The sequence below is a fragment of the Kitasatospora sp. NPDC057518 genome (genome assembly GCF_042802075.1).
Classification (GTDB): Bacteria; Actinomycetota; Actinomycetes; order Streptomycetales; family Streptomycetaceae; genus Kitasatospora.
On sequence record NZ_JBHVEU010000073.1, the window covers coordinates 1 to 25,379 of the forward strand.

22 protein-coding genes are annotated in these 25,379 nt (G+C 73.9%); 9 read left to right on the plus strand and 13 right to left on the minus strand.

Annotated features, from left to right (window positions below):
• Positions 1 to 27: 27 nt before the first annotated feature.
• Both ACFU7Z_RS10435 and ACFU7Z_RS10440 read right to left on the minus strand, forming a co-directional pair.
• On the minus strand, positions 28 to 2,331 hold the full coding sequence (locus tag ACFU7Z_RS10435) for a glycosyl hydrolase family 18 protein (RefSeq protein WP_380777217.1): 2,304 nt from the start codon (positions 2,329 to 2,331) through the stop codon (positions 28 to 30).
• 233 nt (positions 2,332 to 2,564) lie between these two features.
• Positions 2,565 to 2,969 carry a RidA family protein gene (locus ACFU7Z_RS10440; RefSeq protein WP_049650961.1) on the minus strand — a complete coding sequence of 135 codons (405 nt, stop codon included), beginning with the start codon at positions 2,967 to 2,969 and terminating at the stop codon, positions 2,565 to 2,567.
• A gap of 176 nt (positions 2,970 to 3,145) precedes the next feature.
• Between ACFU7Z_RS10440 and ACFU7Z_RS10445 the strand changes: the two genes are divergently transcribed.
• A complete protein-coding gene (locus tag ACFU7Z_RS10445) occupies positions 3,146 to 3,919 on the plus strand; it encodes an enoyl-CoA hydratase family protein (RefSeq protein WP_380777218.1) in 774 nt (257 codons plus the stop codon).
• An 88-nt stretch (positions 3,920 to 4,007) separates the two neighbouring features.
• Here the strand turns inward: ACFU7Z_RS10445 and ACFU7Z_RS10450 are convergent, their stop codons facing one another.
• Entirely contained in the window at positions 4,008 to 4,772 is a 765-nt protein-coding gene (locus ACFU7Z_RS10450) for a maleylpyruvate isomerase family mycothiol-dependent enzyme (RefSeq protein ID WP_380777219.1), read from the minus strand.
• Between the two features lie 107 nt (positions 4,773 to 4,879).
• Here ACFU7Z_RS10450 and ACFU7Z_RS10455 point away from each other — a divergent pair, with 107 nt between their 5' ends.
• Positions 4,880 to 5,635: a DapH/DapD/GlmU-related protein gene (locus ACFU7Z_RS10455; RefSeq protein ID WP_049650964.1), complete on the plus strand. Its 756-nt coding sequence runs from the start codon at positions 4,880 to 4,882 to the stop codon at positions 5,633 to 5,635.
• Between the two features lie 44 nt (positions 5,636 to 5,679).
• Here ACFU7Z_RS10455 and ACFU7Z_RS10460 read toward each other — a convergent pair whose 3' ends face one another.
• Positions 5,680 to 6,993: a PucR family transcriptional regulator gene (locus tag ACFU7Z_RS10460; RefSeq protein ID WP_380777220.1), complete on the minus strand. Its 1,314-nt coding sequence runs from the start codon at positions 6,991 to 6,993 to the stop codon at positions 5,680 to 5,682.
• Between the two features lie 218 nt (positions 6,994 to 7,211).
• Here ACFU7Z_RS10460 and ACFU7Z_RS10465 point away from each other — a divergent pair, with 218 nt between their 5' ends.
• A complete protein-coding gene (locus tag ACFU7Z_RS10465) occupies positions 7,212 to 8,132 on the plus strand; it encodes an esterase/lipase family protein (RefSeq protein WP_380777230.1) in 921 nt (306 codons plus the stop codon).
• Positions 8,133 to 8,214: 82 nt separating this feature from the next.
• On the opposite strand, the gene ACFU7Z_RS10470 is transcribed toward ACFU7Z_RS10465, so the two are convergent.
• Positions 8,215 to 8,817, minus strand: a complete 603-nt coding sequence (locus tag ACFU7Z_RS10470; RefSeq protein WP_380777221.1) for a HutD family protein — start codon at positions 8,815 to 8,817, stop codon at positions 8,215 to 8,217.
• A 108-nt stretch (positions 8,818 to 8,925) separates the two neighbouring features.
• Positions 8,926 to 10,257 (minus strand): MFS transporter, encoded by a 1,332-nt coding sequence (locus ACFU7Z_RS10475; protein ID WP_380777222.1) that lies wholly within the window; start codon positions 10,255 to 10,257, stop codon positions 8,926 to 8,928.
• On the opposite strand from ACFU7Z_RS10475, the gene ACFU7Z_RS10480 reads away from it, so the two are divergent.
• Positions 10,242 to 11,522: an ROK family protein gene (locus ACFU7Z_RS10480; RefSeq protein ID WP_380777223.1), complete on the plus strand. Its 1,281-nt coding sequence runs from the start codon at positions 10,242 to 10,244 to the stop codon at positions 11,520 to 11,522. The two genes, ACFU7Z_RS10475 and ACFU7Z_RS10480, sit on opposite strands and share 16 nt — an antisense overlap.
• A gap of 163 nt (positions 11,523 to 11,685) precedes the next feature.
• The gene (locus ACFU7Z_RS10485) at positions 11,686 to 12,804 is read left to right on the plus strand and encodes a PLP-dependent cysteine synthase family protein (RefSeq protein ID WP_380777224.1); all 1,119 of its coding nucleotides are present in this window, start codon (positions 11,686 to 11,688) and stop codon (positions 12,802 to 12,804) included.
• 102 nt (positions 12,805 to 12,906) lie between these two features.
• Here the strand turns inward: ACFU7Z_RS10485 and ACFU7Z_RS10490 are convergent, their stop codons facing one another.
• From ACFU7Z_RS10490 to mscL, 5 genes are all read right to left on the minus strand, one after another.
• Entirely contained in the window at positions 12,907 to 13,233 is a 327-nt protein-coding gene (locus ACFU7Z_RS10490) for a DUF6191 domain-containing protein (protein ID WP_380777225.1), read from the minus strand.
• 94 nt (positions 13,234 to 13,327) lie between these two features.
• Complete coding sequence (locus ACFU7Z_RS10495) at positions 13,328 to 15,817, minus strand: right-handed parallel beta-helix repeat-containing protein (RefSeq protein WP_380777226.1); 2,490 nt, start codon at positions 15,815 to 15,817, stop codon at positions 13,328 to 13,330.
• Between the two features lie 383 nt (positions 15,818 to 16,200).
• Entirely contained in the window at positions 16,201 to 17,076 is an 876-nt protein-coding gene (locus ACFU7Z_RS10500) for an MOSC domain-containing protein (protein ID WP_375876701.1), read from the minus strand.
• A gap of 199 nt (positions 17,077 to 17,275) precedes the next feature.
• Positions 17,276 to 18,055 carry a DUF6643 family protein gene (locus ACFU7Z_RS10505; protein WP_074006368.1) on the minus strand — a complete coding sequence of 260 codons (780 nt, stop codon included), beginning with the start codon at positions 18,053 to 18,055 and terminating at the stop codon, positions 17,276 to 17,278.
• Positions 18,056 to 18,481: 426 nt separating this feature from the next.
• Positions 18,482 to 18,928: a large conductance mechanosensitive channel protein MscL gene (gene mscL, locus ACFU7Z_RS10510; RefSeq protein WP_049650971.1), complete on the minus strand. Its 447-nt coding sequence runs from the start codon at positions 18,926 to 18,928 to the stop codon at positions 18,482 to 18,484.
• A 479-nt stretch (positions 18,929 to 19,407) separates the two neighbouring features.
• Here mscL and ACFU7Z_RS10515 point away from each other — a divergent pair, with 479 nt between their 5' ends.
• The 3 genes from ACFU7Z_RS10515 (at position 19,408) to ACFU7Z_RS10525 (ending at position 22,511) form a co-directional block, all read left to right on the plus strand.
• Positions 19,408 to 20,670: a glycosyltransferase family 4 protein gene (locus ACFU7Z_RS10515; RefSeq protein ID WP_375876699.1), complete on the plus strand. Its 1,263-nt coding sequence runs from the start codon at positions 19,408 to 19,410 to the stop codon at positions 20,668 to 20,670.
• Positions 20,671 to 20,843: 173 nt separating this feature from the next.
• Positions 20,844 to 21,518, plus strand: coding sequence for a thiol:disulfide interchange protein DsbA/DsbL (locus ACFU7Z_RS10520; RefSeq protein WP_181970864.1), 675 nt, complete (start codon positions 20,844 to 20,846; stop codon positions 21,516 to 21,518).
• Positions 21,519 to 21,635: 117 nt separating this feature from the next.
• On the plus strand, positions 21,636 to 22,511 hold the full coding sequence (locus ACFU7Z_RS10525) for an alpha/beta fold hydrolase (RefSeq protein ID WP_380777227.1): 876 nt from the start codon (positions 21,636 to 21,638) through the stop codon (positions 22,509 to 22,511).
• 72 nt (positions 22,512 to 22,583) lie between these two features.
• Here the strand turns inward: ACFU7Z_RS10525 and ACFU7Z_RS10530 are convergent, their stop codons facing one another.
• Together ACFU7Z_RS10530 and ACFU7Z_RS10535 are read right to left on the minus strand one after the other, a co-directional pair.
• Positions 22,584 to 23,330 (minus strand): SAM-dependent methyltransferase, encoded by a 747-nt coding sequence (locus tag ACFU7Z_RS10530; protein WP_380777228.1) that lies wholly within the window; start codon positions 23,328 to 23,330, stop codon positions 22,584 to 22,586.
• Between the two features lie 43 nt (positions 23,331 to 23,373).
• Positions 23,374 to 24,522: a glycosyltransferase gene (locus ACFU7Z_RS10535; RefSeq protein ID WP_380777229.1), complete on the minus strand. Its 1,149-nt coding sequence runs from the start codon at positions 24,520 to 24,522 to the stop codon at positions 23,374 to 23,376.
• 57 nt (positions 24,523 to 24,579) lie between these two features.
• Here ACFU7Z_RS10535 and ACFU7Z_RS10540 point away from each other — a divergent pair, with 57 nt between their 5' ends.
• The gene (locus ACFU7Z_RS10540; RefSeq protein WP_375876694.1) at positions 24,580 to 25,350 is read left to right on the plus strand and encodes a glutamate racemase; all 771 of its coding nucleotides are present in this window, start codon (positions 24,580 to 24,582) and stop codon (positions 25,348 to 25,350) included.
• Positions 25,351 to 25,379 lie beyond the last annotated feature (29 nt).

Genomic DNA, 25,379 nt, shown 5'->3' on the forward strand with positions numbered 1-25,379 from the left:
CCGGCCCCGCTTCCCTTGCGGGGAGCGCTACTTGAGCCCGGTGTCCAGTGCGGACATCAGGGTGCCGGACGGGGTGTCGCCGGACATCTCCCAGATCATGCCGCCGAGCAGGTTCTTCGACTTGAGGTAGGCGGTCTTCTGTGAGATCGACCAGGCGTCGTCGAAGGTCCACCACTGCCCGCCGGCTCCCGTGTAGCCGTACGTCGCAACGGACTTGGGGTCGTGGTAGACCTTGAGGCCGGAGAGGCTGGTGATCAGGTTGTTGTACCCGCGGGTGCCGGCCTCGTCGCTGAACTGGCCGGGTGCGGCGCCGTTCGCGGACTGCCAGGCGCCGTTCGCGCCGCCGTCCGCGACGCTCTGCCAGCCGCGCCCGTAGAACGGGAAGCCGATCGTCAGCTTGCGCGGGTTGACCCCGGCGTTCAGGTACGTCTGGACGGCCGTGTCCACGCTGAAGTGTGTGGCGTAGGGGTCGTTCGGGTCCTGGTAGAGGTTGGAGGCGTGGCCGGTGCGGTTCGGCTCCCAGGAGTTGTCGCTGCCCGAGCCGTGGAAGTCGTAGCCCTGGACGTTGGCGATGTCCAGCGAGCCGAAGATCTTCGAGAGGTCCCAGCCGGCCGCGACCTTCGCCGGGTCGGCCGGGGTGAAGGCGGTGAGCAGCTTGTGCGAGCCGCCCAACGCGTCCAGCTGCTTGCGGAATTCGGCCAGCAGCAGGGTCAGGTTGCCCTTGTCGTTGGCGCTCCAGTGGTTGCCCGGGTGGCCGTCGGCGGAGCCGGGCCACTCCCAGTCGAGGTCGATGCCGTCGAAGATGCCCGCTGCCACGCCGTCGCCGCCGGCGCCGTTGTAGGCCGGCAGGTTGCCCTTGATCCAGGTGTCGACGCAGGACTTGACGAACTTCTGGCGGGACGCGTCGGTGGCGGCGGCGTCGGAGAAGTACTTGGAGTAGGTCCAGCCGCCGAGCGAGACGACCACCTTCAGGTTCGGGTACTTGGCCTTCAGCTTCTTCAACTGGTTGAGGTTGCCCCGGAGTTTGCCCCAGCCGTCGTCGGCCACGCCGTCCACCGACTGGTCGGCGCTCATCGCCCGGCCGTAGTCCGCGTCGGCGTCACCGGCGCCGGTGCCCTGGTCCGGGTCCTCCGGGTTGGCGGTGGTGCCCTTGGTGACGCCGGCCTGGCAGGTCAGGTTGACCGGATCGATGTTCTCGAAGGCGTAGTTGACGACGTCGAGCTTGGCGGCGGCGCCGGAGGTGTCCAGGTTCTTGACGAAGTACTGGCGGCCGTAGATGCCCCACTGGACGAAGTAGCCGACCCGGGCGTACTTCCCGGCGCCGACCAGGTCCGAGGTGGTCACGGTGAGCGGGGCGGAGGCGGGCGAGGCGTTGTCGGCGGCGTCCCGGGCCTTCACGGTGAACGTGTAGGCGGTGGACGGGGAGAGGCTGCCGACGGTCGCGCCGAGCGTGCTGCCGGTGACCGTGGCCACCAGGGTGCCGCCCTGGTAGACGTCGTACGCGGCGACCCGGACGTTGTCGGTGGAGGCGTTCCAGGCGAGCGTCACGTCCGTCGAACCGACCGTGGTGGCCCGGAGGTTGGCCGGTGCGGTGGGCGGCGAGGTGTCGGTGGACGGGTCGAAGGTGGACGCGGTGACACCCGCGCTGAGCGGGCCGGTGTTGCCGCGGCTGTCCTTGGCGCGGACGGTCAGGGTGTACGAGGTGGCCGGGGTGAGGCCGGTGACCAGCACGCCGGTGGACGGGCTGGAGGCGAGCACCGTGCTACCGCTCAGCACGTCGTAGGAGGCGACCGGGAAGTCCCCGCCGGTGGCGGCCGGCCAGCTCAGGGCGAGCGTGTGCGCGGTGGACTCGGTGACCGTCGGGGTGCCCGGCGCGGACGGCGGGACGTCCGCGCTGCCGTCGCACTTGTCGCCGTTGACACGGCAGTTGAGCGGGGCGGTGACCGGGCCGTTGCCGACGAACCAGAAGCTGTACGGCTCGGTGGTGCCGTGGGCGTTGACGGTGGAGTTGTAGAACGCCGCGGTGGCGGTGACGTGCCGGCCGTTCACGGTGGCGGTGCCGTTGTAGCTGTTGCCGATGGTGACGCCGGCCGGGAGGTCGAACTCCAGGGTCCAGCCGCTCACCGCGGTCGCGTTGTCGTTGTGGACGATGTAGGTGCCCTGCCACCAGGAGCCGTTGTCGGCCGTGGTGAAGGTGGCGGTGAGCTTTCCGGCGGCGTTCGCCGGGGCGGCCAGCGCGGTGAGCGCGGCGAGGGGCAGGAGCAGGACGGAGAGCAGTGCCAGCAGTCTGCTGCGCACGCGCGGGCGCCCGGCCCGGGATCGAGCGGACATGGTTCTCCCTGTGACTGTGGGGGTTGAACAGGGTGACGTAGAACCTTGGTTGATCCGTGCGGTTGATCCGTGTGCGATCGATGCCTGTGTCGTGGGGAGGCAAGGCATGGGAACTGTAGGAGGACTGGACCAATGCGTCAACAGGTCTGTACCACTTGGGAGTTGTCCCCGATGCTCCCGCCGTCTCGCCGCCCCCGTCGCTCCGCTATTCCCTGGTGCTCCCGCCGCTCCCGCTACTCGCGGACGATCGCCATCGCCTCGATCTCCATCAGCACGTCGGGCCGGAACAGCGCCGAGACCTGCACGGCGGAGGAAGCGGGCGGCGGAACGGAGCCCAGGTACTCGTCGCGGATCTCGCGGACCACGGCGAGGTGGGCGATGTCGGTCATGAAGTAGGTGAACTTCACGACGTCCTCGAACCCGGCCCCGGCGGCGGCCAGGCAGCGGCGGAGGTTCTCGAAGACCTGCCGCGCCTGCGCCTTCGGATCCCCCGGGCCGACCAGGTCCCGGTTCTCGTCGAACGGGACCTGCCCGGACACCTGGACCAGTCGGCCGCTTCCGGCGACGACCTGGGTGTAGCCGGTGCCGGGCGCGACTCCGGGCGGCTCCGTGATGCGGGTGAGGTGAGAGGTGGTCATGGGACGGATCCTGATCCATGCCCCCTCGGGCAGGCAAGCCCGACGGCCCGGGGGCTCCGGCTCGCTCTGGCCGAGGGACGGGTGGGCGTGCCAGAGTCGTCCGGGCGTCGTCCCGGGCACCTCCCGGACCACGCCCGCAGTCCGACCCACCCTCAGCCGGAAGGCAGGCCCCGCCGATGACCAGCGCAGCGCCCCTCGTCCACGTCAGCACCGCCGACGCCATCACCACGCTCACCCTCGACTCGCCGCACAACCGCAACGCGCTCTCCACCCGGCTGATGGCCGAGCTGCACGCCGGACTGGCCTCCGCCGCGGCCGACCCGGAGGTCCGCGCCGTGGTGCTCGGGCACACCGGCAAGGTGTTCTGCGCGGGTGCGGACCTCTCCGAGGCGACCGGCGCGGACCCGACGGTCGGCCCGCGCGGCCTGGTCGAGCTCCAGCGGGCGATCGTGGACTGCGCCAAGCCGGTGATCGCCGTCATCCACGGCCACGTCCGGGCCGGCGGCCTCGGCCTGGTCGGCGCGGCGGACCTCGCCGTCGCCGGACCGGCCTCGACCTTCGCCTTCACCGAGGTGCGGCTCGGCCTCGCGCCCGCCGTCATCTCGCTGCCGCTGCGCCCGAAGCTGGACCCGCGCGCCGCCTCCCGCTACTACCTCACCGGCGAGGTCTTCGACGCCGCCGAGGCCGCCCGGATCGGGCTGATCACCAGCGCCACCGACTCCGCCGAGGCCACCGACGTGGCGCTCAAGGGCCTGCTGGACGCGCTGCGCCTGGGCTCCCCGCAGGGCCTGGCGGAGTCGAAGCGGCTGGCCAACGCCGAGGTGGTGCGCTCCTTCGAGCGGGACGCGGAGGAGCTGGTGGAGCTGTCGGCGCGGCTCTTCGGCTCGGCGGAGGCGCAGGAGGGGATGCGCTCGTTCCTGGAGAAGCGGCCCGCGCGCTGGGTGCGCTGAGGGCCGGGTTTCCCGGGTGCCCGTTCGCCCGGGGGCGTCGCCGCCCCCGGGCGTGACGACCCGTGCGCAGGGGTCGCGGCCGGCACGGTCAGAGGACCGCCGCCGTCTCGCTCCAGAGGGCGAGCAGGCTCTGGTCGCCGATCGCCTTGACCTCCCCGGCCTGCTGGGCGGACAGCCGGTTCCACAGCAGCAGGTAGAGCTCGTGGGCCGGGCCGGCGAGGGTCAGATCGGCCGGCTCGGGGCCCTCGCCGGTGGTGACGACCGGCGCTTCCCGGGTGATCGTCAGGTGCCAGGAGCCGGGGCCGTCGGTGGCCCGGACCAGGAGGGTGCGCGGCCGGTCGCTGCGCAGCTTGGACCGGCCGAGGGTCGTGAAGCCGCTCACCAGTTCGTCGATGCCGTCGAGGGCGAGCGCGGTGTCCACGATCGGACCGGGCACCCCGGCGGCCGCGTCGGCGTCGCGGCGGTGGACGGCGGTCTCGTGCGCCTGGCGCCGGGCCCAGAACGCCAGCGGGCTGGGCGAGGACAGGAAGGTCCAGCACTCGAGGTCGGCGGGCGCCGCGGTGAGGGTGTCCACCAGGGCGGCGTGGCCCTCGCGGTACCAGTCGAGCAGCGCGGCGTCCGAGGGCAGCGGCCCGACGGCGGCCTGCGCGTCCGCCTCGTCCGGCGGCGTCGGCGCGCCTCCGGACACGATCGCGGCGGCCCAGCGGTGGACGGAGCCGATGTGCTGCAGCAGCTTCGTCAGCTGCCAGTCCGGACAGGTCGGTACGGGGGCGGACAACTCGGTACGGGCCGCGGCCTCGGCGAGCCTGGTGCCCTCGCGGCGCAGCGCGTCGATGTGCTCGGTGATCTCCATGGGACGGAGTCTTCCATCGCGGCCGGTCCGCCGGTCGCGGATTTCGGGCATTCCTCCGGTTGCCTCCCGGCGGACGGGCGGATGCTACGGGCCGGTAACGTGAGCGCATGCCGATAACCCGTTCGCTCGTCTCAGCCGTCCGGACCGGTGGCCGCCGCGCCGCCGGACGCCTCGTCCACCGGGGCTGGCGCTGGGTGCAGCGGACCGGAGCGGTCACCAGCCGCAACCCCGGCCCGTACCGGTTCGGCGAGCTGGGGGACGGCACGACGCTCAGCTTCCCGCTCGGGGCGGTGTTCAACGAGCAGTGGATCACCATCGGGCCGTTCTCGATCATCGGCGAGCGGGTCACCATCAGCGCGGGCTTCCTGCCCGGGCTCGACCTCGGGCCGGAGCCGATCGTGCGGATCGGCGGCGGCTGCGTGATCGGCCGGGACAGCCACATCGTCGGCCACCAGTCGATCGTCATCGGCGACGACGTGTGGACCGGCCCCGGCGTGTACATCAGCGACCAGTCGCACGAGTACCGGGACACCGAGCTGCCGATCGGCAAGCAGTGGCCGCGCAACGAACCGGTGGAGATCGGCACGGGCAGCTGGATCGGCACCGGCGCGGTGATCCTGCCGGGGGCGCGGATCGGCCGCAACGTGGTGGTCGCGGCGGGCGCCGTGGTGCGCGGCGACGTTCCCGACCACAGCGTGGTCGCCGGGGCGCCGGCCAAGGTGGTGCGCCGCTGGACCGAGGAGGAGGGCTGGCAGCCGCCGCTGCGCCACGACGCTCCGCAGCCGGTGCCGGACGGCGTGACCGCGGAGCAGCTGCGCGCCCTGGTCGGCTGGGACCTGCGGCTGCCGGGGGAGCAGGGCTGAAGTCGGTCGCCGGGCACCGGCCCGGTGCTGGCAGTCGTCCCGAACTACCCGGCGAGGGAGGCCTGTTCGGCGGTACGGGCGGCGATGGCGGCGGCGATCCGCGGGAGGTCGGCGGGGCGGGCCGGATCCAGTCCGGTCAGTGCGGCGATCCGGCGCAGCCGGTAGTCGACGGTGTTCGGGTGCAGGTGCAGGGCGCTCGCGGTGTGGCGGCGGTTCAGGCCGCCGGCCAGGTGGGTGTGCAGGGTGATGAGCAACTCCCCGGCGTCGGCGAGCGGTTCGAGCAGGGCGGCGAGCCGGGAGCGGGCCTGGCTGGGGCGGGTGAGCTGGTACTCCAGCAGGACGTCGTCCAGCCGGTGCAGCCCCGGCGGTCGGCCGAACGCCCTTGCCACGTCGAGGACTTCGTAGGCGAGAGCGGCCGCGCCGGGCACCTCGGCGGGGGTGGCGGGCGCGGCCCCGGCCAGGACGGGAACGCCGGCCGCCCGGGCCGCCGCGGCGAGGGCGGCGGCGAGCAGCGGCCACGGCGCCTCGCCGGCTCCGTCCTCGTCCGGACCGGGTGACGGTCCGAACGGGACGAGCACCAGGCCGCCCGTGGGGGTGAGCGCGGTGAGCGCCGACTGCCGGGTGCGGTGGTCGAGTTCGGCCTCGAACCGGCGGAGCTTGCGGAGGGCGGCGATGCCCGGATCGACACCGGGGGAGTGCTCGTCGGGGTGGTCGGCGAGGGACAGGCAGAGCACGGCGTACCCGGTGGGCAGACGGAGCCCGGCGCGCTCGGCGGCCGCGTCGGCGGGGGTGCCCGCGAGCAGCGCGCCGAGCAGGGAGTGCCGGGCCGAGTCCCGCCGGCCGGTGGCCGGGCGGCGGCCGTCCAGGTAGCCCGCCCCGGCGGCGGTGACGGCCTGGCGGAGCTGGTCGAGCAGCAGCCGGTTGAGGGCGAGCAGGTCGGCGGCGTCGTCGTCCCGGGCGTGCCGGGTGGCGAACTCCCAGCAGACCTCCAGTCCGAGGTGGTGGGCGAGCAGGACGGCGTCCAGCGGCAGGCCCTCCTCGGCCCGCCGGGCGGCGGCCTCCCGGACGGCGGTGAACTCCTCGGCGGGGGCGGGGAGTCCGGTCCGTACGGTGTGGGCGAGGGCGCGGATGCGGCGCTCGGTGTCCCGGGTCAGCTCGCCGGTGAGCTGTTCGCGGGGCAGCCGGCGGTAGACCGGCACCCGCTCCAGCAGGGCGGCGACCACGGTCTCGGCCAGCTCCCGTACGCCGCCGAGCAGTCGCTGGTCGGCCGGGAGCCCGCCGATCACCGGGACGCGCCAGTCCGGCGTCCGGTCGGAGGTGTTCGGGGGTGCGGGGTGGGGTGCGTTGTGACCGGTCACAGAGAACACCGTCCAGGTCTGGGGGACGCCCAAGGGCCGGGCCGGAGGGGCGACCGCATGATGGTGCCCTCGGGTTACCTGTTGGTAACAAACTTCCGCTGTGGAGGCAACAGTTGAGAACCCCACTTCTCCGCTTCTCCGCAACTCCGGTGCGCCGCAGGGGCGCAGGCGCGCTGGGTGCGCTGCTGCTGGCGGGGGCGGTGCTGGCCGGTGCGACGGTGTCGCCGGCGAGCGCCGCCGTGCCCGTCGCGAGCGCCTCGGCCGCCTCGGCCGCAGCGTCCACCTCGTCCGGCTCGGCCGCAGCGTCCGCCTCGTCCAGCTCGTCCGCAGCGTCCGCCGAACTGCCGCCGGACGGCGACACGGTGGCCTCGCCGCCCGGCGCCAACGACTGGACCTGCCGGCCGACCGCCGCGCACCCCGACCCGGTCGTCCTGGTGCACGGCACCTTCGCCAACCGCTACGAGAACTGGCTGGCGCTCTCCCCGCTGCTGAAGAGCCTCGGGTACTGCGTCTTCGCCCTCGACTACGGGATGATCCCCGGCGTCACCTCCAGCGGCAGCGGCCTGCTGCTGCCGATCGGCGGCCTCGGGCCGGTGCCGGAGTCGGCGGCCCAACTCGGCCGGTTCGTGGACCTGGTGCGGACCGCGACCGGCGCGGCCAAGGTCGACATCGTCGGGCACTCGCAGGGCGGCATGCTGCCGAACTACTACCTCAAGTTCCTCGGTGGCGGGTCCAAGGTCGGCAGGCTGGTCGGGCTGGCGCCGTCCAACCACGGCACGACGCTCGACGGGATCACCAACCTGGTGCCGTACTTCCCGGGCGTCGCGGACCTGGTCTACACGGTCTGCAAGGCCTGCCGGGACCAGGCGGTGGGCTCCGACTTCAACACGGTGATGGCCTCCCGGCCCGACACCGTACCGGGCGTGCGCTACACGGTGATCTCGACGGTCCTCGATGAAGTCGTCACCCCGTGGCGGACCCAGTTCCTGAGCGGCCCGGACGTCGACAACCAGGTGGTGCAGGAACACTGCCCGGTCTCGCTGGTGGAGCACGTCGGGATCGCGTTCTCGCCGACGGCGCTGCACCTGGTCACCAACGCGCTGGATCCGGGGCACGCCACGCCGGTGTTCTGCGGGTGAAGCGGCGGCGGCGCTCCTGCCCCCGGGGCGGTCCCGGGAGGTGGGAGCGCCGCTGTTCGGTGGTGCGGCCCTTGGCCGGCTCTCAGGGCGCGGTGCGGAAGGCGATGACGGCGGTGGTGCCGTCCGGGCGCAGCTCGTACGTGCCCGGGGTGTCGAGCAACGCGGCGTCGTAGCGGGCGAGTTCGACGCCGTCGATGGTGCCGCCGTCGACGGAGGCGCCGTGGACGGTGGCGGTGCCGGCGAGGCAGACCAGGAGGGCGGTGCTCCCGTCCGGGACGTCGACCGTGGTGGCCGCGGTGGCCAGGTCGACCGCGGCCTCGACCCGCCCGCGGCGCGTCATCACGTTGAAGTCCACCACCGGGCCGGCCAGCAGCCGACAGTCGGTGGTGGCGTCGCCGGAGAAGGCGAACGGCCGGAACGGCGCGTCGACCAGCTGCTCGGTACCGTCGACGGTGAGCGCCATGCCGGCGCCCTCGACCAGGGTGATCACCCGGTCGATCCCGGGGAACGGGGAGAACGGCCCCGCCGAGGCGACGTCCGCGAGGCTGACCCGCCAGTCGAAGGCGTCCAGTCCGGCGCCGGCCGGGAACCCGGCGACCTCCCTGGTCACCCCGCCCCCGTTGAGCCACGCCGTCGCCGGGCGCTCGGCCGCCCGCAGTACCTGGAAGCGTTCGCTGGTCGTCATGGCCTCGCATCCTGTCACACGGCGGATGACAGGTGACAGATAACAGATTTCAGTGTCTGTCAGCTGTTATCTGTTCGCTGTTCTCTGTCATCCGTTGCCTGTCGACCGTCACCGGTCGTCCGTCACCCGCCGTCCGACCGACAGCGGCAGGAGCGCCGCCACCGTGGCCGCGAGGGTGACCGTGGTGAGGGCCAGCGGCAGTCCGGCCGCGTCGGCGAGGAAGCCGATCACCACCGGGCCGATCAGCATCCCCCCGTAGCCGAGCGAGGAGGCGAACGCGACGCCCTGCGGCCCGCCCGCCGCACCGGCCCGGGCGATGGCGAGCGGGAAGAGGTTGGCCAGGCCGAGGCCGACCAGCACGAACCCGCAGATCGCCACCGGCACCACCGGCGCCAGGGCGGCGACCAGCATGCCGACCGCCGCCGTCAGCCCGCCGAACAGCATCAGCCGGGTCTGGCCGAGCCTGATGGACAGCCAGGTGCCGCCGACCCGCCCGCCGGCCATCGCGAACGCGTACGCGCCGTAGCCGGTGGCGGCCACCACGGAACTCGCCCGGACGTCGTCGGTGAGGTGGAGCGTGGCCCAGTCGGCGATCGCGCCCTCGCCGTACGCGGTGCAGAGCGCGGTGAGGCCGAGCAGCAGGACGAGCAGGCGGGTACGGGGGCGGGTCGAGCCCGCGTTCGGCCGCGCGGTCCCGGACGGTTCCGCCGTGCGGCCCGTGCGGCCCGTGTCGCTCGTACGGTCCGTATGGCCCGGTGCGACCGCTGCCGCCGCCGGGCTGCGCAGCAGGACGACGCCCGCGCCGACGGTGACGGCCATGCCCAGCGCCGCGCTGAGCGCGAGCGCCCATGCGGTGCTCAGTGGGCCGGCGAGCAGTCCGCTGACGCCGGTGCCGACCAGTCCGCCGAAGCTGTACCCGGCGTGGAAGCTGGGCATCACGGGCCGCCGCAGCTGCGCGACCAGGTCGACGGCGGCGCTGTTCATCGCGACGTTGGCCCCGCCGTACCCCGCGCCGAACAGCAGCAGCACCCCGCCGAGCGCGGTGACCGAGTGGGCGTGCGCGGGCAGCAGCACGGCGAGGCTGAGCAGGGCGAGCGAGCCGACGGTCACCGGCCGGGAGCCGTACCGCAGGCAGAGCCGGCCGATCACGGGCATGGTGAGGACGGCGCCGATGGACAAGCAGAGCAGGGCGAGCCCGAGGGCGCTGTGCGAGGCGCTGACCTGACTGCGGATGTCCGGGATGCGGACGACCCAGGAGGCGAAGAGGAAGCCGTCGACGGCGAAGAACGCGGTGAGGGCGATGCGTGCAGGACCCCAGGGGCTGTCCGTCACCGGGGGTGTGCTGCGAGACTGGGAGGAGGGGCGATCGGGCCGGGTGCGTGAACCGATTTTGTTTCGAAGCGACACAAAGTCACAATAGGGGCGTGCAGCTCTCACCATCAAGCCCGAGGCCCGGTACCGGGAACGACTCCGACGCGCAGCGCGACAACCACCGCCGCGCGGCTCCCGACCGGGGCCGGACGCTGCTCGGCCCAGCGCTCTCCCTGATCCACACCGGCCAGACGCCGACCCGCTCGGCGCTCACCCGCGCGCTGGACGTCACCCGGGCCACCGCCGGCGCGGTCACCGCCGAACTCGAGGCGCTCGGCCTGATCACCGTCGACTCCCGACCGGCCGGCGGCGGTCGCGGCCGCCCGTCGCACCGGCTCGCGATCGACCCGAACGGCCCGGTCGTGGTCGCCGGGCAGATCCACGCCGACGGACTGAGCGTCACCCTGGCTGGCCTCGGCGGACTGCTCGACCCGCCCGTCCACCTGCCGCTGCCCGCCGCCACCGACCCGGTCCGGATGCTGCGCGCCGTCGCCGTGGCCGGTGCCGAACTCGCCCGCGCGACCGACCGCCGCTGCCTGGGCGCCGCGCTCGCGCTGCCCAACCCGGTCACCGAGCCGGACGGCACCGCCCTCGCCGCGCTGCACTTCGCCTGGCCGAGCGGCACCCCGGTCGCCGACCTGTACGACGTCGAGGTCGGACGCGCCGACCACGGCCCGAAGGCGCTGCGCCCGCTGCCCACCGCGATCGCCAACGACGCCAACCTGGCCGCGCTCGCCGAGTACCGGCACGGCGCCGGCCGCGGCGCCCGCCACCTGCTCTTCGTCACCTCCGGTCACCGCGGCGTCGGTGGCGCGCTGGTCATCGACGGACACCTGCACACCGGCAGCGCCGGCCTCGCCCTGGAGGTCGGCCACCTCGCCGTCGACCCGCAGGGACGGCCCTGCATGTGCGGCAACCGGGGCTGCCTGAACTCCGAGACCGACCCCGACGCGCTGTTCACCGCCGCCGGGCTCACCCCGGAACCGGGACGCCCGCTGCTCGACCAGGCGCGCGAGCTGTGCCGGGCCGCCGCGACGGACGACCGGGCGCGGGCGGCGGTGGAGCACGTCATCGACCGGCTCGGACTCGGCCTGGCGGGCGTCGCCAACATCCTCAACCCCGACCGGGTGGTCCTCAGCGGGCTGCACCTCCACCTGCTGGAGGCCGCGCCCGACCGGCTGCGGTCGGTGGTCGCCGAGCGCAGCCTGTGGGGGCGCAGCGGCCGGGTGCCGATCGTCGGCGCGGAGCTGGCGCACGGCGCGCTCGCGGGCGCGGCCGAGCTGGGCTGGGGGCCGTACCTGGCGGACCCGCAGTCGGTGCCGGTGCTGCCCTGACGGCGATCGGGTCTGCCCTGGTCGATGAGTTCCGCCCCCGACGGTGACCAGATCTGCCCTGACGGCGATAAGCGGAAGCTGGCTCTTCGAAAACGGTCACTTATCGTGACTCTCATACACTCGTAGTGAGCATCGGGGGGCCACCACGAGGGAGACAGCGACCATGAGCACCCAGTCCGGCATCGAGCCGACCGCCGACGTCGACCGCTCCGACCCGGAGTACCGCGCCTGGCTCAAGGAGGCGGTGCGCAAGGTCCAGGCCGACGCCAACCGCTCCGCCGACACCCATCTGCTGCGCTTCCCGCTGCCCGCGGAGTGGGGGATCGACCTCTACCTCAAGGACGAGTCCACCCACCCGACCGGCTCGCTCAAGCACCGCCTGGCCCGCTCGCTCTTCCTCTACGGGCTCTGCAACGGCTGGATCCGGCCCGGCAAGCCGGTGATCGAGGCCTCCAGCGGCTCCACCGCCGTCTCCGAGGCGTACTTCGCCCAGCTCGTCGGCGTGCCGTTCATCGCCGTGATGGCCAAGAGCACCAGCCAGTCCAAGATCGACCTGATCCAGTTCCACGGCGGCGAGTGTCACCTGGTCGAGCGTTCGGACGAGGTGTACGAGGCCTCCGCCCGGCTCGCCGAGGAGACCGGCGGGCACTACATGGACCAGTTCACCTACGCCGAGCGGGCCACCGACTGGCGCGGCAACAACAACATCGCCGAGTCGGTCTTCGCCCAACTGCGCCTGGAGCCGCACCCCGAGCCGGCCTGGATCGTGGCCACCGCCGGGACCGGCGGCACCTCGGCGACCATCGCCCGGTTCGTGCACTACATGCAGTACGACACCCGGATCTGCGTCGCGGACCCGGAGAACTCCTGCTTCTTCGACGGCTGGGTGCGCCACGATCCGGAGGCCGTCTGCGAGAGCGGCTCGCGGATCGAGGGCATCGGACGGCCGCGGATGGAGCCGAGCTTCGTCCCCGGGGCGATCGACCGGATGATGAAGGTGCCGGACGCCGCGTCGATCGCCGCCGTCCGGGTGCTGGAGCAGGTGCTCGGCAAGAAGGCGGGGGCCTCCACCGGGACGGGCCTGTGGAGCGCGCTGCGGATCGTCGCCGAGATGCGGGCGGACGGGCGGACGGGCAGCGTGGTCGGCCTGATCTGCGACCCGGGGGACCGCTACCTGGACAAGTACTACTCGGACGACTGGCTGGCGGGCGAGCGGATCGATATCGCGCCCTACCGGGCGGCCCTGGAGTCCTTCCTGGCCGGCGGCGCCTGGACGGGCTGACGCGCCGGGCGGCGGACGGGTGGCAGCTGACAGATTTCAAACTCTGTTAGCTGTCAGCTGTCGTCTGTTATCTGTTACCTGTCGCCTGTTCGTTGTCAGCCGTCAGCCGGTGCCCGCTACCCGCCGGATCACCGCCCGACCGCCCGCAAGGTCGATCCCCGTCCGCTTCGGCGCGCCATCGTGCTCGTCGTCCCGCAGCACCAGCTCGACCCGTCGCTGCTCCAGCTGCACCCGCTTGCTCGGGTAGAGCAGCGCGTGCAGCTCCTCCGTCGCGGTCGCACCCGCGCCGCGCCCGTCGCCGTGCCCGCCGTCGGGTCCCACCGCCGGCTGGGCGCGCAACCGCCGCACCACCGCACCGAGGAAGAACACCACGACCAGTCCGGCCGGCAGCAGCAACCCGCCCGCCGCGCCCGTCAACAGCACACCCATGCCCGGCTCAACGGCCCGGCGCGGCCGACGAGTTCCCCGGCGACGAGTTCCCCGGCGACGAGTTCCCCGGCCGCCGGCCCTACCGCAGCGGGCCCTACGGCAGCGGCGCCGTGGGCAGGTCGGCCGGGACGAGCAGCTGGAGCTCCTCCGTGGACGGGTCCGCGAGGTGGGCGATCCGTACCGCGTGCCGCTCGACCATGGTCTCGAAGACCTGTCGCGCGGTGCGCCCGTTGCCGAAGTTGGGGCCGCGCTCCATCCCGCCGAAGTGTTCCAGCAGCGCCTCCTCCGTCTCCTCGGAGAGCGCGTACTCGTGCTCGGCGCACTGAGACCGGGCGATCTCCAGCAGCTCGTCCGCCGTGTAGTCGGGGAAGCCGATGGTGCGTGAGAAACGGGAGGAGACACCGGGGTTGGCGGAGAGGAAGCGCTCCATCTCGGCGGTGTAGCCGGCCACGATGACGACCACCTCGTCCCGGTGGTCCTCCATCAGCTTGACCAGGGTGTCGATCGCCTCGCGCCCGAAGTCCCGCGCCCCGTCCTCGGGTGCGAGCGCGTACGCCTCGTCGATGAAGAGCACTCCGCCGCGCGCCCGGTCGAAGGCGGCCGCGGTGCGGATCGCGGTGGAGCCGATGTGTTCGCCGACCAGGTCCACCCGTGCCACCTCGACCAGGTGTCCGCGCTGGAGCACCCCGAGCGAGGCGAGGATCTCGCCGTACAGCCGGGCGACGGTGGTCTTGCCGGTGCCGGGTGCGCCGGTGAAGACCAGGTGGCGGCGCAGCGAGGGAGCCTTGAGCCCGGCCTGGCGGCGGCGCCGGCCGACCGAGATCAGGTCGATCAGCGTGCGCACCTCCTGCTTCACCGTGGCCAGCCCGACCAGCGAGTCCAGTTCGGCGAGCGCCTCCTCGGCCGGCCGGCAGTCCGGGATCGGCGAGATCGCGGCCGAACCGGCCGCGGCCGACGCCAACAGCGGTGCCACCGTGGTCAGTTGGGCGGTCCGCGGCGCGGGCACGTCGGTGGACCCGTACGACGACCCCAGCCCCGGACCGCGCCCACCCGCGGATCCCGGCCCCACCCCGCCGCCGGGCGGGGCGGGAGCGGACGGCACCGGAGCCGCCCCGACGTCGTCCGAGATGCACCCCTCGGTGACCGGACCCGGCTCGGAGAACTCGAACCCGGCCCGCTGGTTGTGCTCCGCCCGGCAACGGGTGAGCTGGGTCCGGCAGCCGTCGATGATGTGGAAGCCGAAGCCCTTGCCCTGCGAGACCCGGCAGTCCTCGAAGGTGCCCCGCCCCTGGGCCGAGACGTACACCCCGGCGTCCGTGCTGGCCCGTACGGTGCAGGCGCGCAGCACCGGGTCGGCGCCCTTGGTGACGATCACGCCGGTGGCCACGTCGGAGATCTCGCAGTCGGTGAGCAGTCCGCCGCTGCCGTGGTCGCGGAACCAGAGCCCGGTGCCCGCCTCCTGCACCCGGCAGGAGGCCAGGGAGACGGTGGCCCCGCCGCTGACGGAGACCGCCGAGCTGCGGATCCGGCTGAACGAGCAGCCCTCGGCGGTGGCGGCGGAGTCCCGGTCGAGGACGAACAGGGCGTCCGGCAGGTCGTGCAGCGAGCAGTCGGTGAGGGTCAGCCGGGCGCCGTCGCTGACCCAGAGCGCCGGGTACTCGCCGGTCGAGCCGTGGATCTCGCAGGACTCGGCGACCGCCTCGGTGCCCTGGTCCCAGACCGACAGCGCCCCGCGCCCGAAGTCCCGGACGGTGCTGTTGGCGAGGCTCAGCCGGGCGCGTCCGCGCAGGTCGGCGCCGTTCTCGGGCAGGTCGTGCACCCGGCAGCCGGTGAGCACCAGTTCGGCCTCGCCGTCCAGGGTGAGACCGTTGCCGGTGACCCGGTGGATCTCGCAGTCGACCAGCCGCCCGCCCGCCTGCGCCTCGGCCTGCACGCCGCTGCCGCGGATCTCGTAGATCTCGCAGCCGGTCAGCTCGGCGGCGCTGCCGGGGTCGGAGAGCAGGACGCCGGCGCCGGAGGCGTGGTGGACGCGGCAGCGGTCCAGGGCCGCGGTGGCGCCGCCGAGGACGGCCAGTCCGGCCTGGCCGGCGGCGGCGACCTCGCAGTCCTCGAAGGCGGCGGCGGTGTCCGGGCCGCGCAGCCGCAGCCCGAGCCCGCCCGGGTTGGTGACCACGCAGCCGCGCAGGGTCGGCCGGGCACCGCCGGTGACCTCGATGCCGGTGGCCGAGCGGGTCTCCACCCGGCAGCCGCTGAAGGAGGGGGTCGCCTCCGGCCCGGTGACCAGCACGGCCGGGGTGGTGCTGTCGCCGCCCTCGACCACCAGGTCGCGCACGGTGGCGGCGGCGGTCACGGTGAGCGCCACCCCGGAGGGCGGGTCGATCCGGACCGTCCCCGGGCCCTGGGCCGGGACGATCGTCACCGGCTTGTCCAGCAGCACGTTCTCCCGGAAGGTGCCCGGGCGGACGGTCACCGTGTCGCCCGGTTCGGCGGCGGCCAGGGCCTCCGCGAGCGTGTCGTACTCGCCCGCGCGGCGACGCCAGCGGGATGCGCTGTCCTGGGTGACCCGGACCCTGTGCTCAGCCATGACGGTCTGTCGTCCCCACCTTCGTCGAGCCGGCGATCAACGGGCCGAACGCGCGGGGGTGCGCGGGCCGTCCGCCCACCGTAGCGCGCCCACGTGGGTGGTCCGGCCGCCCGCGGTCGCGCGGACACCGGTAGCGCTCAGCGCCGCCACAGGTTCCGACCACTTGTTTCAACGAGCGCGCACAGCGGTGGTTCCGTCCGGGCGCGCCGGTTTCGGAGTGCGGCGCGTGCCCGGCGCCGGTCCACAGGCCGATGCGCCCCGCCCTCCGGCACGGGCGGTCGGCGGTCGGCATCCGATGGTCGGTGGTCACTACTCGACCGTCGGCAGCCGGCGCGGAGGGTCGGCGGGAGCGGCCCACTCTCCCGGAGAACCGGCCCGAGCGCTCAGCGCCCGTCGGCGGGCCAGTGCGCCCCGTCCTCGAGCACCTCGAGCTCGTCGCCCAGCCGCAGCGTGCCGAGCTCGTCCCCCTCGACGCCGGCCGGCCGCTCGGGGATCAGGTTCTGCCCGAACGCGGCCTTGCGCAGCAGCCGGTGGTGCCGGGCCAGGGTGCGCAGCGGCTCCTTGCCGCGCCGCTCGCCGGTCTCCTGGTCGGTGGTGGTGATCATGCAGCGGCCGCACGGCTTGACCACCTTGAAGGTGACCGAGCCGATCCGGATCCGGCGCCAGGTGTCCTCGGCCCACGGTTCGGTGCCGCCGATCACCACGCTCGGACGGAAGCGCTCCATCGGCAGGGTCTCGTGGCCGTCCGGGTTCTCGGCGGCGATCAGCTCGTTGAGGCGGTCCAGCGAGGCGGTGGTGGTGAGCAGCAGCGGATAGCCGTCGGCCATCGAGACGCTGTCGCCGGGCGCGCTGTACTCGGGGTCGACCGGCCGGGCGCGCGGGTCGTCAAGGTGCACCAGGCGGTAGTCGCCGAGGTGTTCGGCGATCCACCGGTGCGTCTCCTTGTCGGCCTCCGCGGCACGGAAGCGCGTTCCCCAGACCTCGACGTCGGCGAGCGGGTCGCCGGCCGCGACGGCGGGGGCGGGGACCTCGATCCGGGAGCCGTCGGGGGTGGTCAGGGTGAGGACGCCGTCGGGCAGCAGTCCGGTCCGCACCCGTGCGAGGGCCGCGTCCTCACGCTGGCTGACGAAGCGTCCGTTCGCGTCGGCGAGCATCCAGCGACGGTCTCCGGCCAGACCCCAGGGTTGAACCACGGCGGTGTCCGGGCTCAGGCGGTACATCGACTTGACGGGGTAGACGTGGAGTCCGGTGAGGTGCATTCCTCCATCCTGCCAGCCTGCGGGGGTTCGCCGGGAATGCCCTCTAATGCGCACGGACCGCCCGGACGCCGTGGGGGGCGTTCCGGGCGGTCCGTGGATGACCCGTTTCTCCGTTCGCCCGGCGTACGGGGGGCGCCGGGTGCTGCTCAGGTGGTGCGGGTGCGGGCCGTGTGGGGGACGGCCTCGGGGTGTCAGCGGCTCAGTAGCCCTGGCCCTGCTGCTGGTAGCCGCCCTGGAACTGGCCGGACTCGCCGTACGGGCCCGGGCGCTGCGGCTGCGTCGGGCGGACCGGCGCGACCGGCGCCATGGCCGGGCGCAGCTGGGCACCGCCGAAGGACTGGTCGCCGCCCTGGCCCTGGAAGCCGGGGCCGCCGGCGGCCGGACCGCCGAACGACTGCTGGCCGCCGAAGCCCTGCGGAGCGGCGGGCTGGCCCTGGCCGAAACCGCCCGGTCCGCCGGCCGGCTGCGCGCCGAAGGTCTGCTGGCCGCCCTGGGCGCCGATGAAGGTGTTCTGGCCGCCGAAGCTCTGGCCGCCGGTCGGCTGGTAGCCGCCTCCGGCGGTCTGGCTGAAGGCGGGGGTGCCGGGCTGCGGTCGCTGGTACGGCTGGGGGGCGCCGTAGCCGGGGACCGGAGGCTGGGGGGCGGCGTACGCCGGCGCGGGCTGCGCGGGGATGTACGCCGTGGCGGGGCCGGCGGAGGGGCCGCTGCTCGGGCCGGGGCCCAGGGCGAGGCGGGCGGGCGGCAGCGCGGGGAGGTTGCTGCCGGCGCTTTCGTACCCGTTGGCGTACCGGTTCTCGTAGGACGGGCCGAGGCCGGATCCGTAACCGGACGACAGTGCCGGCGGCAGGGCGGCCGGCACGTTGATGGGCGCGATCTGGGGGACGCCGCGCTCAGCCACGAGGCTGTCGTAGATCGGCGTGCCGGAGGAGTAGGACGGAGAGGGGTAGCCGACTCCGTCGTAGGAGCGGGGCGAGGTCATGGGGCATACGGTAAGCCCACAACGCGCCTGCTGAGGAGAGCGGGAGGGGGAGCAGTTCGAGTGTTTACACAGTCTTCGCTCGCACAAAGGTTTCGAAAGTAGGAAAGACGGACATTCCGGCGACCGGTTCCGGACAACCTTGGCACCCCGTCAGTGGTCGAACGGCAGCCGGACGGAGGCCCCGGAAGGCCTTGTGGTGACCGGCCGGTGGACGGTCGGGGGCCCTGCGGAGAAACTTTTCCCGGACAGGGCGTGCGCGGGCGCATTCGAGCCCCCGCCGAGCAGGCGACGGGGGCTCGTGAATGTTTCGGGAATAAAATTCCCGTCAGCTCTCCGGGGCCCGGTTCAGGCCCGCGACCTGGGCCGTCGGCCCGATGGCCGGCCGCTGATCAGGCGGCGGCCCGTCGCTGGTCCGGGTGTCGGCGCTCAGTGCGACTGCAGGGCCTGGGCCTGTGCGGGCAGGGCCGGCTTGCCGATCTCGGAGGTGCAGAAGGAGCACCGGGTCGCGGCGGCCGGGATGCTGCTCAGGCACTCCGGGCAGTCCACCTTCGCGGCCGGCGCGGGCTTGGCCGATTCGAAGCGGGACTGGAGCTTGCCGACCGGCAGCACCACGGCGAAGTAGATGACGGCGGCGGTCAGGACGAAGCCGATGACGGCGTTGACGAAGAGGCCGTACGGGAACCGGGTGCCGGCCACGTCGAAGGTCTTCTGGGTGAAGTCGCCGACGGCGCCGGACGCGACGCCGACCAGCGGGGTGAGGAAGGCGCTGACGAACCCGGTGACGACGGCGGTGAAGGCAGCGCCGATCACGATGCCGACCGCGAGGTCCACCACGTTTCCGCGCAGCAGGAAGCTGCGGAATCCCTTGAACACCGGGTGACTCCAAATCCGTACGGGGGAGGGGGAGATGGGGCGGCACGGCGGGTGCCGCCCCAGGTCGGACATCCTGCCGAGCGGGCCGGGCCGAGGTCCAACCGCGTTCACCCGAATCGGGTAACCGCCGCGGCGCCCCGCGTCCGTGGGCCCTGCGGGGCGGGGACGCTCCGCGTACCGGCCTTTCCCCGGTCGAACAGCCGAGCCAGTCGGTTGGTCGACCGCTCCAACTCGCCCCTGTGGCGCCGCGTGTGGCGCCGCATGTGACACCGGCACGCGCCGGTCCGGGGCGGCGCCGACCCGGCGCGACAGGGTGGACCGGAGCGCGGCAGGGGGCGAGACGGGGCGCACGGCGGTCGCGTACGGCGCACGACGGCGGCCTCGTGGCGCACATCCGGTGTACAAGCGCGGGCGGATGGGCCACCATCAGGTTGCGCGAAGGGGATGTACCGGGCGGAGCACTGTGCCAAGGTCGGTCCATGCCCGACCATTTGTCGGCCGATCCGGCCGGAAACCGTCCGCGTGTCCTGCACCTGATCAGCGACTCACGCCGGGGCGGCGCGCAGAACTTCGCCCGTGACCTCCACCGGGAACTGGGCCGTCGGGGGCAGGCCTCCGCGCTGTGCGCCCTCGCCCCGCACCCGGCCGTCCCCTCCGGCCCCGGCGGGGCGGGCCGGGACTCCACCGGCCCCGGTTCCGCAGGCCGGAGCCCCGATTCCGCAGGTCCGGGCTCCGGGTCCGCGAGCCCGGACCCCGAGGCCGCCGGCCGGTCCGCCGTCGACTGCTCCGCCGCCGCCGGGCTACGCTCCGCCGCCGTGCTGGGCCCCGGCCGGCTGCACCCGAGCACCCTGCGGGCGCTGCGCTCCGCCTCCCGCGCCGCCGACGTGGTGCTCGCCCACGGCTCGGACACCCTGGCCGCCTGCGCCCTCGCCCTGGCCGGGACCCGTACGCCCTTCGTCTACGTCTCGGTCGGCCACCCGCGCTACTGGACCGCCAACCGGTTGCGCCGGGTGCGCGGCGGCGCGCTGATGCACCGCGCGGCCGCCGTCACCACGCTCACCGACGAGGCGCGCGTCGTCCTGGAGGAACAGTTCCGGCTGCCCGACGGGAAGGTGCACGTGATCCCCAACTCCCGTGCCGCCGAGAGCTACCCGCCTGCCGACGGCCGGGACGACCGGCGTGCCGCGCGGCACGCGCTGGGCCTTCCGGCCGACGTGCTGCTGGTCGCCTGGATCGGGGCGATAGCCCCGGAGAAGCGGCTCGACCTGGCCCTCGACGTGCTCGACCGGCTGCCCGACGTCCGGCTCGCCGTCGCCGGAGACGGACCGCTGCGCGAGTCGCTGGCCCGCCACCCGGCCGCCGCCCGCGCCCACTTCCTCGGCCCGCTGCCCGACCCGGCCCCGCTCTACCGCGCCGCCGACGCGCTGCTGCTGACCAGCGACAGCGAGGGCGTGCCCGGCGCGCTGATCGAGGCGGCGCTGGCCGGGGTGCCCGCCGTGGCCACCGACGTCGGCTGGGTGCGCGAGGTGGTCCGGGACGGTGCCACCGGCGCGCTGGTCGCCCCCGGGGACCCGCTCGCCCTCGCCGAGGCGCTGGGCAAGGTGCTCGCGGTCAACCGGGCGGGCCTCGGCGCGGCGGCCCGGGCGCACGCGCTGGAGCACTTCGAGCTGGGCGCCGTCGTGGACGCCTGGCAGCAACTGGTCGCCGAGGTATGGACGGCGGGCCCGGAGGCCGCCCGCTGACCGGGGTGGCCAGGCGGGCCAGGGGTGCCATGCCGACCGGGGTGGCCGGGCCGACCCCGTCGGGTGGCCGGCCCGTCCGCGTGCCCGGCCCGGCTACGCCGTCCGGGCGAATCCGGCGCGGCCCGTGCGCAGCAACCGGCCGGTAGCGAACCGCCGCCAGCACACTGCCCGGTGTGAAATCGAAGTCGCTGCTGCGGTCCACCGTCCTGCTCGCCGTCGCCGTCGGGATTGCCGCGTCCCCCGTCCAGGCCGGCGCGATCACCCACCAAATCCCGTTCGGGGGCGCCCAGTTCGTCAAGCTCGACCATCCGCAGCCGGTCCGTGAGAGCGTCCGGACCGAGGCGGTCGAGTTCTTCTGGTACGACTGCAGCCACTCCCAGGCGCTCGAACAGCCCCTGCAGGCCTGGGCGGAGAAGCACCGCGCCGATGTCGCGCTGCGCCGCATCCCGGCCGTCTGGCCCGGCAGTCCGGACGAGGCCGCGCAACGGAGCCACGCCCGGATCTTCTACACGCTGGAGCGCCTCGGCCAGGTCGACCGCCTCCAGGTCAGCGTTTTCCGCGCCGTGCACACCGAGCGGGTCGACCTCACCACCGAGGCCGCCGCCACCGACTGGGCCGCGCGGCAGGGCGTCGACGCCAAGGCGTTCGGCGAGACGTACCGCTCCGCCGAGGTGACGCGGTCGGTCGAGGAGGCCGCCGCCGACTTCACCCGCTACGGCGTCAACGAGCTGCCGACGGTCGTCGTCCAGGGTGAGTACCGCACCTCGCCGACCCAGGCCGGTGGGGTCGAGGCGATGCCCGAGGTGCTCGACCACCTGGTGCAGCAGGAGCAGGCGCGGGGTCACTGAGCCGGTGCTCCGGCCCTCGCGGTGACAGCGGATCAGCTCGCTCATGTGCCCTGCCCGGCAGGCGTCTTGTCCGAACAGCACCTTGCCTAACCATTCACATGCTGTTTAATGGTTAGCATGAGCGAGCTGATGATCCCTCACGTCCACCACCGCCACGTCGACGTCGACGGCCTGCGCGTCTTCTACCGCGAAACCGGACCGCTCGACGCCCCCGTGCTCCTGCTGCTGCACGGCTTCCCGTCCTCCTCCCACCAGTACGCCCGGCTGCTCGACGCGCTCGGCACCCGCTACCGCCTGATAGCCCCCGACTACCCGGGCTTCGGCCACAGCGACAGCCCCGCGCCCGACGCCTTCACGTACCGCTTCGACGCCCTCGCCGACGTGATCGAGGGCTTCTGCCTCGCCCTCGGCCTGGACCGCTTCGCGCTGTACGTCTTCGACTTCGGCGCCCCCGTCGGCCTGCGCCTGGCCACCCGGCACCCGGAGTGGATCACCGGCCTGGTGGTCCAGAACGGCAACGCCTACGAGGAGGGACTCTCCGACCAGGCAAGGGAGTTCATCGCGAACAGGCGCGGCGTGCCGGGCGCGGAGCGGGCCGCCCGCTCGATCCTCACCCCGGACGTCACCCGCGGCCAGTACGAGGGCGGCACCGGCGATCCGAGCCTGGTCGCCCCCGACGGCTGGACGCTCGACCAGCACTTCCTCGACCTGCCCGGCCGCAAGGACATCCAGGTCGAACTCGCCCTCGACTACTTCTCCAACGTCGAGCTCTACCCCGCCTGGCAGGCCTGGCTGCGCGCCGACCAGCCGCCCACGCTGGTGCTCTGGGGAGTGGGAGACCCGTTCTTCACCGAGGCCGGTGCGCGTGCCTACCTGCGCGACCTGCCCGGGGCCGAGCTGCACCTGTTCGACACCGGGCACTTCGCGCTGGAGGAGAAGCTGCCCGAAATCGCCCCGCTGATCGACGACTTCCTCGCGCGGATCGGGAAGTAGCCGACCGGTGCGGGGTGTTCGGGGGCAGGAGGCTCAGGCGGTTCGGGCGTGTTCAGAGCCCTTCGGCGTGTTTCAGTCGCGGCGCAGCAGGTAGGTGACGAAGCCGAGCGTCCCCCGGTAGCCGTGCAGCCACCCGGTGCGGTGCCGGTCCGCCGCCTCCCGGGCGGCAGCCGCGTCCGGGTGGTCCGGGTGGTCCAGCGCCCACTCGGCCAGCGAGCCCGTCCAGGCGAACTCGTACTCGTCCCACTCCTGTTCGGTGCTGACAAGCCCGAACACCGGCGTCCAGCCCTCCGCGAGGACCCGCTCGGTGGTCGTCGCGAGATCCGCGAAGTCCTCCCGTGCCGCGCCCAGTCCGTCCAGCGCCGCCCGGGACGGCTCGCGCTGCCAGAACCCCTCGCCGACCAGCAACCGGCCGCCCGGGGCCAGGAGTTCGCGGGCCGCGGCGAGCGTCGGCAGCAGGCCACCGAAGGCGTGGGTGGCGCCGACGCACAGCACCAGGTCGAAGGGCTCCTCCGCGGTGAACTCCCGTGCGTCCAGGTGGTGCAGGCCGATCCGGCGGGCCACGCCCAGTGCGGCCGCGGACTCCCGGGCCCGGGTCAGCGCCGCCGCGTCCAGGTCCACGCCCACTGCCCGCCAGCCCGGGCCGGCGGCCAGCGCCCGGAGCAGCCAGGCGCCCTCGCCGCAGCCCAGGTCCAGGGCCCGGCCCTGCTCCGTCCCGGCCATGGCACGGTCCAGCAACCGGGCCACCGAGCCGTCCGCCAGCGGGGCCGCGATCGGGTGGTGGGCATGGGCGAGGCGGGAGATCTGCTGACGGTCCATCCGAGCAGTATGGATCGGGGCGGTGCGGCGTGCAGCGGGTTTCTCAGGCCCGGGAGTACGTCCGTCCCTTCCACGCCGAGCCCCGGCCGCGCCAGTGCTGTACGGCCGAGTCCACCGTCATCAGCAGGTACAGCCCCGCGGTGAACGGCAGCAGCAGCACGGCCGCGGCCGGCTGCCCGTAGTACCGGACCATCGGCAGGTACGTGCCCGCCATCAGCGCCCACGCCGCCCCACCCGCCGCGGCCACCGCCGGCGCGCCCGCCACCAGCCCGGCCACCGTCGCCACCGGCGGCACCAGGTACACCAGCGCCAGCCCCAGCACCGTCCCGAGCAGCAGCGCCGGCGAATGCCTGAGCTGGGCGTACGCGCTGCGCGACACCATCCGCCACAGCTGCTCCAGCCGCGGGTACGGACGCACGCTGTCCACGTCGTCGGCCAGACCCAGCCAGGTCCGGCCGCCGGTCGACTTCACCGCCCGGGCCAGCGACACGTCGTCGATCACCGCGCCGCGGATCGCCGCCACCCCGCCCGCCCGTTCCAGTGCCTCCCGCCGCACCAGCGAACAGCCGCCGGCCGCGGCCGCGGTCCGGGCACCCGGACGGTTGCTCCGGCGGAACGGGTACAGCTGGGCGAAGAAGTACACGAAGGCCGGCACGATCAGCCGCTCCCAGCCGGTCTCCACCCGCAGCCGGGCCATCTGGGACACCAGGTCCAGGCCGTTGCTCTCGGCGGCGGCCACCAGCTCGGCCAGCGAATCCGGGCCGTGCGCGATGTCGGCGTCCGTCAGCAGCAGGTACTCGGCGTCCGGACCGGCCAGCTCCACGCCGTGCCGCAGTGCCCACAGCTTGCCGGTCCAGCCCGGGGGCAGCGGGGGAGGGGTGGTGACGGTGAGCTCCAGCCCGTCGATCGTCCGCAGCTCCGCCGCCAGCGCGCCGGTGTCGTCCGAACTGTGGTCGTCCACCAGGATCACCCGGGCCCGCCCCGGGTACTTCTGCGCCAGCAGCGTCGGCAGGCTCACCGGGACCACCGAGGCCTCGTCCCGGGCCGGCACCACGACCGCCACCTGCGGCCAGCGGGCCGGCGGGCGACGCGGCGGCAACCGAACGTCGGTGCGCCAGAACGAGCCGTGGCAGCACGCCAGCCAGAGCCAGACCAGCAGGGAGAACGCGGCGATCCACAGCAGGACGGTCACCCCGGCAGTCTGCCGCAGAACCGGGCCCGACGGGCGGATCGACTAAAGTCTTGAGCCGTGAAGATCGCACTGATGGACTCCGGAATCGGCCTGCTGGCCGCCGCCGCCGCCCTTCGGAAGCAGCGCCCGGACGTGGATCTGGTGCTCTCTTCCAACCCGGCCTCGATGCCGTGGGGGCCCCGTACGCCGGAAGAGGTCACCGAGCTGGCCCTCGGCTGCTGCCGGGCCGCCGCCGCGCTCGAACCCGACGCGCTGGTGATCGCCTGCAACACCGCCTCCGTCCACGCGCTCGCCACCCTGCGGGCCGAGCTGGAGCCCGGGCTGCCGGTGGTCGGCACCGTCCCGGCGATCAAGCCCGCCGCCGTGCGGGGCGGCCGGGTCGCCATCTGGGCCACCCCGGCCACCACCGGCAGCGCGTACCAGCGCGGGCTGATCCGCGACTTCGGCGGTTCGGCGGACATCACCGAGGTCGCCTGCCCGGGCCTCGCGGACGCGGTCGAGCACGGCGACGACGAAGCCGTCACGGCCGCCATCGCCGACGCCGCCGCCCGGACGCCGGCCGGCACCGACGCCATCGTGCTCGGCTGCACCCACTACGAACTCGTCGACGACCGCATCCGCGCCGCCGTCGCCCCGACCGCCGCCCCGGGGCTCACCCTGCACGGCTCGGCCGACGCCGTCGCCGCCCAGGCCATCCGCCGCGTCGCCGACCCCACCCGCACCGGCACCGGCACCCTCACCGTCCTCCACGCCGGCACCCCCGCCCACCTCCCCCCGGCCGCCGCCCTCTACCCCCAGGGCAACGCCCTCGCCACCCTCATCGGCTGACCGCGCGAGAAGTCGGCCCGGCCGACTTC

Bases quoted from the DNA above. Each gene is read 5' to 3' on its own strand.
- ACFU7Z_RS10515 (WP_375876699.1), top strand. From the start codon at position 19,408: ATGCCCGACCATTTGTCGGCCGATCCGGCCGGAAACCGTCCGCGTGTC.
- ACFU7Z_RS10475 (WP_380777222.1), bottom strand. From the start codon at position 10,257: ATGGTGAGAGCTGCACGCCCCTATTGTGACTTTGTGTCGCTTCGAAAC.
- ACFU7Z_RS10490 (WP_380777225.1), bottom strand. From the start codon at position 13,233: ATGGGTGTGCTGTTGACGGGCGCGGCGGGCGGGTTGCTGCTGCCGGCC.
- ACFU7Z_RS10455 (WP_049650964.1), top strand. From the start codon at position 4,880: ATGCCGATAACCCGTTCGCTCGTCTCAGCCGTCCGGACCGGTGGCCGC.
- ACFU7Z_RS10485 (WP_380777224.1), top strand. From the start codon at position 11,686: ATGAGCACCCAGTCCGGCATCGAGCCGACCGCCGACGTCGACCGCTCC.
- ACFU7Z_RS10435 (WP_380777217.1), bottom strand. From the start codon at position 2,331: ATGTCCGCTCGATCCCGGGCCGGGCGCCCGCGCGTGCGCAGCAGACTG.
- ACFU7Z_RS10525 (WP_380777227.1), top strand. From the start codon at position 21,636: ATGAGCGAGCTGATGATCCCTCACGTCCACCACCGCCACGTCGACGTC.
- ACFU7Z_RS10495 (WP_380777226.1), bottom strand. From the start codon at position 15,817: ATGGCTGAGCACAGGGTCCGGGTCACCCAGGACAGCGCATCCCGCTGG.
- ACFU7Z_RS10445 (WP_380777218.1), top strand. From the start codon at position 3,146: ATGACCAGCGCAGCGCCCCTCGTCCACGTCAGCACCGCCGACGCCATC.
- ACFU7Z_RS10500 (WP_375876701.1), bottom strand. From the start codon at position 17,076: ATGCACCTCACCGGACTCCACGTCTACCCCGTCAAGTCGATGTACCGC.
- ACFU7Z_RS10450 (WP_380777219.1), bottom strand. From the start codon at position 4,772: ATGGAGATCACCGAGCACATCGACGCGCTGCGCCGCGAGGGCACCAGG.
- ACFU7Z_RS10470 (WP_380777221.1), bottom strand. From the start codon at position 8,817: ATGACGACCAGCGAACGCTTCCAGGTACTGCGGGCGGCCGAGCGCCCG.
- ACFU7Z_RS10440 (WP_049650961.1), bottom strand. From the start codon at position 2,969: ATGACCACCTCTCACCTCACCCGCATCACGGAGCCGCCCGGAGTCGCG.
- ACFU7Z_RS10530 (WP_380777228.1), bottom strand. From the start codon at position 23,330: ATGGACCGTCAGCAGATCTCCCGCCTCGCCCATGCCCACCACCCGATC.
- ACFU7Z_RS10505 (WP_074006368.1), bottom strand. From the start codon at position 18,055: ATGACCTCGCCCCGCTCCTACGACGGAGTCGGCTACCCCTCTCCGTCC.